General features: G+C 51.1%; 10 protein-coding genes. 9 read left to right on the top strand and 1 reads right to left on the bottom strand.

Annotated elements, in window-relative coordinates; genetic code table 11:
* Positions 1-174: 174 nt before the first annotated feature.
* Positions 175-801 (top strand): LysE family translocator, encoded by a 627-nt coding sequence (locus J2Z18_RS08675; protein WP_007130049.1) that lies wholly within the window; start codon positions 175-177, stop codon positions 799-801.
* A gap of 78 nt (positions 802-879) precedes the next feature.
* On the opposite strand, the gene tlp is transcribed toward J2Z18_RS08675, so the two are convergent.
* Entirely contained in the window at positions 880-1,104 is a 225-nt protein-coding gene (gene tlp / locus J2Z18_RS08670; RefSeq protein WP_007130050.1) for a small acid-soluble spore protein Tlp, read from the bottom strand.
* Between the two features lie 212 nt (positions 1,105-1,316).
* Between tlp and J2Z18_RS08665 the strand changes: the two genes are divergently transcribed.
* The 8 genes from J2Z18_RS08665 (at position 1,317) to J2Z18_RS08630 (ending at position 11,593) form a co-directional block, all read left to right on the top strand.
* Entirely contained in the window at positions 1,317-2,612 is a 1,296-nt protein-coding gene (locus J2Z18_RS08665) for a WD40/YVTN/BNR-like repeat-containing protein (RefSeq protein ID WP_007130051.1), read from the top strand.
* Between the two features lie 201 nt (positions 2,613-2,813).
* Complete coding sequence (locus J2Z18_RS08660; RefSeq protein WP_007130052.1) at positions 2,814-3,233, top strand: DUF2500 domain-containing protein; 420 nt, start codon at positions 2,814-2,816, stop codon at positions 3,231-3,233.
* A 65-nt stretch (positions 3,234-3,298) separates the two neighbouring features.
* Positions 3,299-4,048: an SDR family NAD(P)-dependent oxidoreductase gene (locus J2Z18_RS08655; RefSeq protein WP_007130053.1), complete on the top strand. Its 750-nt coding sequence runs from the start codon at positions 3,299-3,301 to the stop codon at positions 4,046-4,048.
* A 374-nt stretch (positions 4,049-4,422) separates the two neighbouring features.
* Entirely contained in the window at positions 4,423-6,750 is a 2,328-nt protein-coding gene (locus tag J2Z18_RS08650; RefSeq protein WP_007130054.1) for a helix-turn-helix domain-containing protein, read from the top strand.
* Between the two features lie 131 nt (positions 6,751-6,881).
* Complete coding sequence (locus J2Z18_RS08645) at positions 6,882-8,504, top strand: extracellular solute-binding protein (protein WP_007130055.1); 1,623 nt, start codon at positions 6,882-6,884, stop codon at positions 8,502-8,504.
* A gap of 112 nt (positions 8,505-8,616) precedes the next feature.
* A complete protein-coding gene (locus J2Z18_RS08640) occupies positions 8,617-9,558 on the top strand; it encodes an ABC transporter permease (protein WP_050954030.1) in 942 nt (313 codons plus the stop codon).
* 11 nt (positions 9,559-9,569) lie between these two features.
* Complete coding sequence (locus tag J2Z18_RS08635) at positions 9,570-10,451, top strand: carbohydrate ABC transporter permease (RefSeq protein WP_007130057.1); 882 nt, start codon at positions 9,570-9,572, stop codon at positions 10,449-10,451.
* Between the two features lie 14 nt (positions 10,452-10,465).
* On the top strand, positions 10,466-11,593 hold the full coding sequence (locus J2Z18_RS08630; protein ID WP_007130058.1) for a glycoside hydrolase family 88 protein: 1,128 nt from the start codon (positions 10,466-10,468) through the stop codon (positions 11,591-11,593).
* Positions 11,594-11,730 lie beyond the last annotated feature (137 nt).

Genomic DNA, 11,730 nt, shown 5'->3' with positions numbered 1-11,730 from the left:
ATGCAGACGGCCCAGGACAGTAATGATTCCATTTATCATTTTTCCCGCCAGTCATGACGCTCCTGTGTTAAAATATGATGTGGTTAAATAACGTAATCATTCAATGCAGGGGGATCGATTCACCCTTTCCATGGCAGGATCGCAGCTCAACATGATAGAGAGAGGACCGAATATATGTTTACCATCACTTCTTTAATGCTGTTTCTAGGATCGGCGATATTGCTTATCCTGGTGCCGGGTCCGGATCTGCTGTTTGCCGTTACGCAGGGCATGACCAGCGGCAAAAGGGCCGGCATATTAAGCGCCATCGGCTTGAGCTTAGGCAATATCGTACATACGCTTGCAGCTGCGCTCGGCGTATCCATCATCATTAAAACGTCTGCGACGGTGTTTACGCTGTTTAAAATCGCGGGCGCCTGTTATTTATTCTATCTTGCCTATAAGTCGTTTAAGCACCGGAAGGATCCGATCGGTCTTCGGGAAGGCAGTCCTGAATCCGGCCGGAATTTGATCTTAAAGGGGTTTCTCATGAACGTGCTGAACCCGAAGGTGGCGATTTTCTTTCTCTCTTTCCTTCCGCAGTTCGTCAATGATAAGCAAGGTCATGCCGGTTTACAGCTCTTTATCTTAGGCATGATGTTCCTCATCCTGACCGGTCTGATATTCGGGATCTTGGCGTACTTTGCGGGGGCATTCAGCCAGCGGCTTCTATCGAAATCGCGTTTTGGCGAATGGATGAACATCCTGGGAGGGTGCATTTTCACCATCATCGGCATGAAGCTGGTATTTACCCGATTATAGGAAGGTTCATGTATTTACAAAAAAATCAGGAGGCGCATAAGAAGCGAACCTCCTGATTTTCTTATGGCAACATCCCGATTATTCGCCCTGATGGGCGGCCTCGTCTTTAATTTCCTCACGGAAGCCGGAGATGCTTCTCTTGCGGCGCTCATTGCGATCCTCGATTTGCTCCTTCTCCGAGGCAGGAATCTCATCGCCGAACTCTTCCAAATAGTCCTCAGCTTCGCGGAAGTTTTCAATGGTGTTCTGCACGGCATCCTGCAGATGCTCTACGTTATCTTCGCGATTGTCCGGTTTTGCCACGAAAATCACCCCCTGGGCATGATATGGTTTCTTGCACCTCAAAAGTTTTCCAATCCGAGGGCTCCCTTATGCATCTTGACGAACAATATCCGTAAAAAGCTACAGGATTGTAAATATTGCAAGCCGGATCTGTACTTATCTGATCGAATGAATATGTTATAATGTCGAAGAAACGCAACCTGGCTTAGTGGTATGGAAGAGGAGGAACCGTTTTGAGACCACGACGTTTTCTATTGCGGCTTAGCACGCTGGCATTCATTGTATGCATGTTAGCGTCATGTACCTCGGAGCCGGTAAAAAAACAACAGCAGCCTTCGACAGAAGGACCTCCTGAACCGATCATGCAGGATGCAGCGGAAGAAGAAGGACAGGTGATTACGCTTGTAACGCCGGAGACTAGCCAGAAAGCTCCGGAGGAGAAGAGCAAATACCAGATACATACCCGGCTGACCGACTTTCACCTGTTAAGCGAAACGACAGGCATCGCCTGGGGAATCACCAACGCTTCGCTCCGACTCTATCAGACGCAGGATTATGGTGAAACGTGGATGGACATCTCGCCTTCGTCCAATGTCGAATTCGGCAGCAAGCTGGTGTATGGGAAAGATATCGTATTTACCGATAAGGATCACGGATGGATCATACGGAACATGCAGGGCTCGACGGAGACCGTGCTGCTTCACACCTCTGACGGGGGAAAGAGCTGGAAAATATCGGCGCTTCCTAAATCCGGCATCGTGACGGCGCTATCCTTTGTGTCCTCAGAGCAAGGCTGGATCATGGCTTCAGGCAGTTCCTCCAAAGGCTTGGAGGAGAAGCTGCTGTATCGAACCAACGACGGGATCGTATGGCATGAGGTTATGCAGAATACAGAGTACCCAAGAACCCGTATACCGGGAACGGTGATTCCAAGAACAGGCTCCATGATCGGCATGAGGTTCACCAATCCTCAAGTCGGGTTTGCAACGGTGCAGGAGCTGCAATCGTCCAAGCTGTACATCACACGCGACGGCGGGAGTCAATGGAAATCTTCCGCTCAGGTATTCCAGAGCGATTCGCTCGACCGCTGCGGTTCGGTCTATGCAGGTACGCCCCAAGCGCTCGGTTTCGTTGGCGAAGAGGTCTATATCCCCGTTGTGTGCATGGTCAAAGATGCCCCTAAGTACATGGGTTATTTTACAGCCGATACTGGGAGGTCATGGAATTTGGTTTCGTTCCCAATGACGGGGGATCCGAACAAAGGCAGCATCCAACCGGTGTTCCGCAGACTGCATGACGGATGGGCAATGGTGAACGGCATCGTGTACCATACAACCGATATGGGCCGGAATTGGAAGCCGTATCCAAGGGATGAGCTGTTGACAAGCAATTTGAAAAAGTACCCGAAAGTGGTGAAAATGCAGTTTATTTCATCAGACGTCGGCTGGCTCCTGATTGAAACGGAAGACAAGAAACGCTCCCGTCTGATGATGAGCACGGATGGCGGGGTATCTTGGCAAGGTCTATAATCATGAATAAGCCAGGCTTTACCGGCGGGAGATCCGTGACGGTGAAGCCTTTTTTATATGGGATATCGAAAAGCGACGCGAACAACGCTCTCTGGTGGACAACTTTCCTAAATTTTTCGCTAAAACTTCCCTTTCGAAGGAGTTAAATTGTCCGAGTCTAAGCATATACATATTTCAAGACAAGGTGGAGGGGGGAGCCGCATGGGATCGGGATCGGAGTGGATGTTCGATTTTTTCGGCAGCGTTATGCCCATATTTTTCATCGTCGTCATCGGGATTATTATACTGTCGGCAGGGAAAGGAATATTGCAATGGAGCCAGAACAACCGACAGCCTTTGCTAACCGTCGATTCTAAAATTGTGAGCAAGCGGACCGAAGTGAAGCATACGCATCATACAGATGAAGCGATGTCGAGCCGTACTCGAACCACCTATTATTTAACGTTCGAAGTCGAAAGCGGCGACAGGATGGAGTTTGTCGTGAATGGCGAGGAATTCGGCATGTGTGCGGAAGGGGATGAGGGACTGCTGCGTTTTCAGGGGACCCGCTATTACAGCTTCGTCCGGCATCCGAAGTCGAATCGTGATACCGTCCGAGGCTATGGGCATCACAAAACCTAATTTGCAAGGATTTTAGTCGGGCTCCTCCTGTGGTATATAATGAAGGAGATAAAGGAGGAGCTCGCATGAAATTTAACAATAAATCGGTGATCATAACCGGTGCCGCAAACGGTATCGGACGCGGATTGGCGGAAGCGTATGCCTCCAGAGGCGCGCAGGTCGTATTAAGCGATATCGATGAAACGCGCGGTGAGGAGACGGCAGCTGCCTTGAGGGAGCAGGGATTTACCGCGCTCTTTGTACCTTGCGATGTCCGCAAGGAGGAGGATATCCGCCATCTGATGAATGAAGCGGTAAAGCAGTTCGGCGGAATTGATATTTTGATCAACAATGCGGGGGTTTCGCGTTTCAAGTCGCCTTTTGATTTGACCGTCCAGGATTGGGAGGATGTGCTGAACACGAATGCAAGAAGCTGCTTTTTGGCTACCCGGGAAGCGGCTGTACATATTAGGAAATCCGGCCGTGGCGGTGCCGTTGTCAACCTGTCTTCCACCCGCTCCATGATGTCGGAGCCGAACTCGGAGGCTTACGCCGCATCCAAGGGGGCGATCGTTGCATTAACCCATGCCATGGCGGTCAGCCTGGGACCGGATCGAATCCGGGTGAACTGCATCAGTCCGGGGTGGATCGAGACCGGCAGCTACAAGGAGCTTCGCCCGGAAGACCACAGCCAGCATCCGGCCGGCAGGGTCGGGGTTCCATCCGATATTGCGAAAGCATGTTTTTATCTGACCGATCCGGAGAACGATTTCGTCACGGGCACACATCTGGTCGTCGACGGCGGAATGACACGTAAAATGATATATGAGCCATGATAATGGATAAAGAGAGGGAGCCTACCCACGGAATTTGCTGTTTGGGGACGGGCTCTTTTTGCATTTATTTTTATGGTCAGCGGTGGGATTCTAAAGCCCTAGCCTGAATGCATGGATGATTAGCGCCATTCTCTCTTGTATAAAACCCTCCTATAGTATTTTTATATTCCCGTAAGGATTTTACATAATCCTCGTAAAGAAATGGTGCGGCATCCCGCTTGCCGAAAGACGCCTTCCAGCGGGAATGATACGATTTCGTGATCGATTAACATTTTTCAAGAAAGTCTGTTCATGAAAATTAATTCCAGTATGATGGAATTAATCTAATGTGGTCATCATGAATCATTCAAATCGAACTGGAGGGAAGAAAGTAGATGGGAGTATTTCCAACTAGATTGAAAGCCGAACGATCGAGCCGTACGTCCGTATTTGTTACATTGCTCCTGTCCTATCTTGTAGTGCTGCTCATTCCGGTGATCGTATTCGGAGGGCTGTATACGAGAATCGAAAGCATCATGGTCGAGAACGCCAACAACGCCAATATGGCCCTGATTGAACAGGCTAAGCAAGTGGTGGACGGTCGGCTGGATGAGATGCATCTGATCTCCCGGAATACTTCATCGCATCCGAAGCTGGACACCCTGCTCAAGTCTGGAACGCTCCAAACCGCTGAGGAACGGTATGATTATTTGAGCTTTATGAAGGAGCTGGAGCGTTATCGGAACAGCAGCAGCTTCATAACGGATTTTTATGTGTATCTTCGGAAGAGCGATACGGTGGTGAGCCCGGGCTTCAAAACGAATTCATCCATTTTGTTCTCGGAAATCTACGGCTACCCCAATTTAACGTATAAGCAGTTTCAGGACGATATCCTTCACGGCGTTCATTTTAATCGCTTTCTCCCGGTAACCGAAGTCGGCAAGGGCTTAAACAAGAAACGAATGCTAACCTATTTGCAAACGCTTCCATTCGGGGAAAAGAGCACCCCGAAGGGCGCTTTGGTGATTCTCATCGAAGAACGGCAAATCATGGGATTGCTTGAGGAGATCGTGAAAGCGAATCACGGCACGATCTACATCAAGGATGCGGAGGGGCAGGTCCTGCTCAGTGCGGGTGAGAGGAGTGAGCTCGCTAACGGGGCATCAGCTTCGGAGAGCGGGATGATGACCGTGTCTACCACTTCAGCTCGTAACGGCTGGGAGTATGTATCGCTCGTTCCCGAAAATGTATTTATGGCGAAGGTGATCATGGTCAAGCGAATGGCGGTCGGTGTTCTGGCCTTATGTCTGGCTGCCGGAATTATCGTGTGCGCATATATGACCTATCGGGCTTATCATCCTCTTCGTGACATCATTCGTTTTATCCGGCAATCCCATCCGACTAAAGGAGGGAATATCCGAAACGAATATGAGTTTATCAAATCCACCATGGCGGATTCCTTCGGCAAGCAGGTGGAGATGGAAGAGCAGCTGTTCAGGCAGACGCCGGCCATCCGCGCGAATTTCCTGCTTCGCCTGTTAAAGGGGCATGTCGATACGGATGATATTTCGCAGCAGTCCCTTTCATTCATGGGCATAACCTTCCCGCACTCAAGCTTCGCCGTGGCGCTGATTGAGCTCCGGGACGCAAGCGGCTTTATTCATCATGATTGTGAGCGGGAATGGGCGTTAATCCGATTCGTGACCGGGAAAGTGGCGGAAGAGATGCCGGGTTATGCCGCCTACGCCGTTGAGCTGGAGAAGAACGAAGTCGCCATTATTCTGAACGTTCCTGAGGAATGCGGTAAAGGAGTTGAGCTGTATGAATGGGCCGAGCAGGTGAAAAGAGTCATCGAGCAGCGCTTCCGGACGGTGACCACGATCGGAATCAGCAGCATCCATGCAGGGATGGGGCAGCTGCCAAGCTGTTATGCAGAGAGCGTAAGAGCGCTGGAGTACTCGATCTTTACAGCCTATAAACCCATTCTGTTTTATGAAGAAATGAAACGGGAAGCGGAGGTGTATTATGACTTTCCGATCGAAACGGAAATCCAGCTGATCAATGCGATGAAGAGCGGGGACGCGGTGAAAACGAAGGACATCATTCAGCAGCTGTATGAAAACAACTTTACAGGGAAGCAGATTACCCCGGAGCATGGGCGGCTGCTGTTTGCGAATCTGCTCAGTACCTTGTTTAAATTGCTGAATGCTTTGAATTTAAAGTATGAGGATATCTTGGGGACGCCTGCAAAGCCCATTGAAAACATGACGGAAGCGGGTTCTCTGGAAGAGCTGTATTCGGAGATGCAGTTTATGTTCCATCAGGTTTGCCTGTATGTAAAACAGCAGAGGGGCGATTCCTCAACGCTGCTGCTGGAAAAAATCAAAAAATACATTATCGAGCACCACGACGACGCGATGATCAGTTTGGCATCCATTGCCGAGCAGTTCAATATTACGCCGCCGTATTTATCGGCTTTCTTCAAGAAGAACAGCGGCTCGAATCTGACCGATTATTTGGCGAAGATCCGAATTGAGCGCTCCAAGGAAATGATGAAGGATGCGGGGAGCACCATCTCGCAGATCGCCCGATCAGTCGGGTATACCAGCGACGTCGGCTTTATCCGGGTATTCAAGAAATACGAAGGGATTACGCCCGGAAAATATAAGGAAACGCTGCATTCCCTATCATCCACATTAAGAAAAGATCATGCCGAATCTTAATTGGTGTTTACCGATATTGAAAATGTATGATGTACGATCCCGGCGCTTTCTCCCTAATATTAGGCAAGGGCGGCAGAGCTGTCCCGAGGCTGACACGAAAATCATGCATTCAAAAAAAGGAGGCGTCGACTATGGGAACCATTCGAAAACGTACGGCAAAAATGGCGATCTTGATCTTAATCGTGGCGATGATCGCCGGCTGCAGCGGTAAAGGCTCCGGGGCGGAGGAGCAGGGAGGCGAACAAGGCAAGGAGGTTGCATCCGGCGGTGAGGTCGGTTATCCCGGCAAGCTGACTTATTGGGTGACATTAAATGCAAACGCTTCCGCGACCATGCAGGACATGAATGGCATCGCTGCCTATCAAGAACTGGAGAAGACGACAGGTACCAAAATCACCTTCCAGCACCCTCCGGCCGGGCAGGAAGCGGATGCCTTCAATATTATGGTGTCCTCGGGCAATTTACCGGACGTCATCGAGTATGGGTGGGCAAACGTATCCGGCGGTCCGGATAAGGCGATCTCGGATGGCACGATCATCCGACTCAATGAATTGATCGAGGAGCATGCGCCGAATTTAACCAAGGTATTGAATGACAACCCGGAGTACCGGAAGCTCATTACGACCGATGACGGCAATATATACGTGTTCCCGTTCCTGCGGGGAGACGAATACTTGCTGACGTTCAACGGGCTCATTATTCGGCAGGATTGGCTGGACCAGCTCAAGCTTGAGGTCCCGGAGACGATCGATGAATGGTATGAGGTTCTGAAGGCGATCAAGACGGGCGATCCGAACGGAAACGGGAAGGCGGATGAAATCCCGCTGCTGCTTGACCTGGACATGACGGGGATCAACCATGCTTTCGTGGGTGCGTGGGGAATTACGACCGGATTCTATCAGGTCGATGGTCAGGTGAAGTACGGTCCGATCCAGCCGGAGTTCAAATCTTATCTGGAAACGATGAGCAAGTGGTATGCCGAAGGGCTGATCGATCAAGATTTTGCCGCCACGGACGCCACACTGAAGGACGCAAAGGTCACGAACAGCCAAGTGGGTGCTTTCTCGGGCTACATGGGCAGCAGTTTGGGTCGTTATACCGAGCTAATGAAGGCATCCAATCCGGATGTCAAGCTGGCGGCAGCGCCAAACGTCGTGCTGAAGAAAGGAGATATGCCGATTCTGGGTCAGAAGGACTCGGCGTATAACGGCTTTGGAGCAGCGATTACGAAGGCCAACAAAAATCCGGCCGAAACGGTGAAATGGCTCGATTACAAATACGGCGAAGAAGGGCATATGCTGTTTAACTTCGGCGTCGAAGGCGTCAGCTACGAGATGAAGGACGGGTACCCGACGTATACGGATGAAGTGATGAAGAATCCGGACGGGCTGTCCATTACCCAAGCGCTGGCCAAATACAATTTGGCGAGCTACTCCGGTCCATTCGTGCAGGACCGCCGGTATATCGAGCAATATTCCGCGCTGCCTGAGCAGAAAGCGGCGATCGAGACCTGGATGAAGGCGGACAACAGCCGCCTGATGCCGGTCATTTCCCCTACGGCTGAAGAGAGCACGCGGTATGCATCCATCATGAACGATGTAAACACCTATTACGAGGAAATGGTGAACAAATTCATTATGGGCGTGGAGCCGATCAGCGGATTCGACAAGTTCGTCGAGACGATTCAGGGTATGGGGATCGAGGAAGCGGTGAAGATCCAGCAGGCGGCGCTGGACCGTTTCAACAGCCGTTAAGCCCGTTAGGGCATGCTTCGCCATGCGGGAGGGCAGCCGGATTGGCGCTTGTCTCCCGCATGGTTCTATTTTCCAAGTCAGGGGAGGGCTGAAATTGCAGCTTAAGCAGGAGATGAACCCAATCGTCAGACCGGTGAAAAAAGAAAGCTTCAGGACCAGGGCAGCAAGGGATTTCCGGCGGAATTCCGTGATTTATCTCATGCTGCTCCCGGTGGTGGCATTCTATGCCGTATTTCATTACGGGCCCTTGTACGGCCTGCAAATCGCGTTTAAAAACTTTTCGGCCGGACTTGGCATATGGAACAGCCCCTGGGTGGGCTTCGATCATTTCATTGAATTTTTCAATGGCTTCTTCTTTGAACGCGTCGTCACCAATACGATCGTCCTGGGGCTCTATGACCTGATCTTTGTATTCCCGGCCTCGATCGTGCTGGCACTGCTGCTCAATGAAGTGAGGAATCGGATGTTCAAGCGGACGGTTCAGTCCATCACGTATATTCCGCATTTTATCTCGGTTGTGGTCGTCGTCGGCATGCTGGTGGATTTTTTGTCCGTTGACGGGCTGATCAATCAGTTGATCGCTTATTTCGGCGGCAAGCCGATATCATTCATGCGGCTGCCGGAATGGTTCCGCACCATATATACCTCGTCTGCAATATGGCAGGGAATCGGCTGGGGCTCGATCATTTATCTGGCAGCCATATCGAACATCGATCCGTCGCTGTATGAGGCGGCGAAGGTCGACGGGGCGGGACGCTGGAAGCAGATGCTTATGATTACGCTGCCCGGCATCATGCCGACGGTGATCATTTTGCTGATCCTGCGGATCGGTTCCTTCATGGCGCTGCAGGATGAGAAAATACTGATTATGTACAATCCGGTCACGTACGAAACGGCGGATGTGATCGGGACTTATGTCTACCGCAAGGGCATCTTGGAGGCGAGCTACAGCTTCAGCGCCGCGGTCGGCATGTTTAATTCCTTAATCAATTTTGTACTGCTTATAGGGGCTAATTACCTCAGCAAACGATTTACCGAAACGAAGCTGTGGTAGGGAGGGGAAGCATGCGAACTTCGAGATCTGTGAGTGAAATCCTATTCGATACGGCCAACGTCGTCTTGTTGTGCCTGTTATCCATCGTGACCTTGTATCCGTTTTTGTACGTCTTGTTTGCATCCGTCAGCACGCCCTCCGAATTCGTTCAGCATCGCGGGATTCTGCTGTGGCCCAAGGGTTTCTCGCTGGACTCCTACCGGATGGTGTTTGAGAATCCGAATATTATCCGAAGCTATCTCAACACGCTGCTGTACGTGGTTGTCGGAACGACGCTGAACATTTTCATGACCGCGCTGGGCGCATACGGCTTATCCCGGAAAAATGTCATGTGGAAAAGCACCATCATGATGCTGATCGTGCTGACGATGTTTTTTGACGGCGGACTGATCCCGAAATATTTGCTCGTAAAAAATATCGGCCTGCTGGATACGTACTGGGCGCTCATTATTCCCAGCGCCATGACGACATGGAATCTGATCATTATGCGTACGGCCTTTCAGGGGGTTCCGGTGGCACTCGAGGAGTCTGCACGGATCGATGGGGCCAATGATTGGACGATTCTGTTCCGCGTCATTATTCCGCTATCGCTGCCAGTCATCGCCGTCATGATTTTGTTCTATGGCGTATGGCATTGGAATAAATGGTTTGATGCGCTTATTTATTTGAGAGACCGAAATTTGTTCCCGCTGCAGCTGATCCTGCGCGAGATCCTCATCCAGAACGACACGAACAGCATGATGACATCCGTCGGAGGCGGCGATCGGATGCCGGTGGGCGAAACGATCAAATATGCGACCATCATGGTGGCGACGCTGCCGATTTTGTTCTTGTATCCATTTTTACAGAAATACTTCGTGAAGGGCGTCATGATCGGCGCGATCAAAGAATAGGAGGTCTTTAGGTTATGTGGGAGCAAGCGATTCGCGATGCGGTTGAGAAGACGAGAAGAAATCTGGAACGACACCCGATGAAATTTCCGCATATCACGCAGGAGCAGCGTTATGAGTGGGGGGAGAGCACGGATTGGATCGAAGGCTTCTACACAGGGATGGTCTGGCTGTGCTATGAGCACACGCAGGACCCGTTCTTTAAGGAAACAGCGCTTCTGCAGATGGATGATTTTAAAATAAGGCTGCAGGAACGCAAGCATCTGGATCATCATGATATCGGCTTTCTGTATCTGCCTTCCGCATTGGCCGCATGGATCGTGGACGGCCGGGATGAGGGGAGGGAGCTCGCGCTGAAGGCTGCGGATCACCTGATGCTCCGTTTCCGGGAAGGCGGGCAGTATATCCAGGCTTGGGGGCCTAAGGGAGACGAGAAGAACGGCGGCCGCATCATTATCGACTGCATGATGAACATTCCGCTCCTGTACTGGGCACACCAACAGACCGGAGAGGAGCGGTACTTCAACGCCGCCATAGCTCACGCAGAAAAGAGCCGTCGCTACTTGATGCGCGGGGACGATTCCTCCTACCATACCTTTTATTTCGATCAGTCCGACGGCACGCCGCTTCGAGGAGGAACGCATCAAGGCTATCATGACGGTTCTACCTGGACACGCGGACAGGCTTGGGCGATCTATGGATTCGCGCTGTCGTACCGGTACACCCGCAATCCGTTGTATCTGGAAACGGCGAAGCGTGCGGCTCGTTATTTTATTCAGCATTTGCCGGAGGATCACGTCGCGTATTGGGATTTCGATGTGCCGATCGAGCCGGGGACTCCGCGTGACAGCTCGGCTTCGGCTATAGCCGCATGCGGTATGCTGGAAATAATGGAGTTTCTCGCTGAAGGGGACGCGGACCGGGTGCTGCTGAACGAAGCGGTGCAGAAATCGATGAGCTCGCTTGTCCGGTCGTATTCCACAATGCATGAGCCTGAAGAGGAGGGGCTGATCAAACATGGCTCCTATTATGTAAGAGGAGGCATGGGGCCCGACGATTACATGGTCTGGGGCGACTATTATTATCTGGAGGCGCTGATGAGGCTAACGTCCGGTATACCGGGTTATTGGTATGAGCGAGAGTAGCTATATAAGATGAACTTAAGAATACGATGCAGGCAATAGAGAAGAGGATTGTCGAAAAAGTCGAATACTTTCTAAGGGAAACAGCTACATCGGAAGCAGGTGCAGTAATTGATGGGAGGATATCCGATGTCAATGGC

The sequence above is a fragment of the Paenibacillus lactis genome (assembly GCF_017873605.1).
Lineage (GTDB): Bacteria > Bacillota > Bacilli > Paenibacillales > Paenibacillaceae > Paenibacillus_AQ > Paenibacillus_AQ lactis.
Note: the sequence above shows the minus strand (reverse complement) of the source record. Positions and strands in the feature narration are given on the sequence as shown.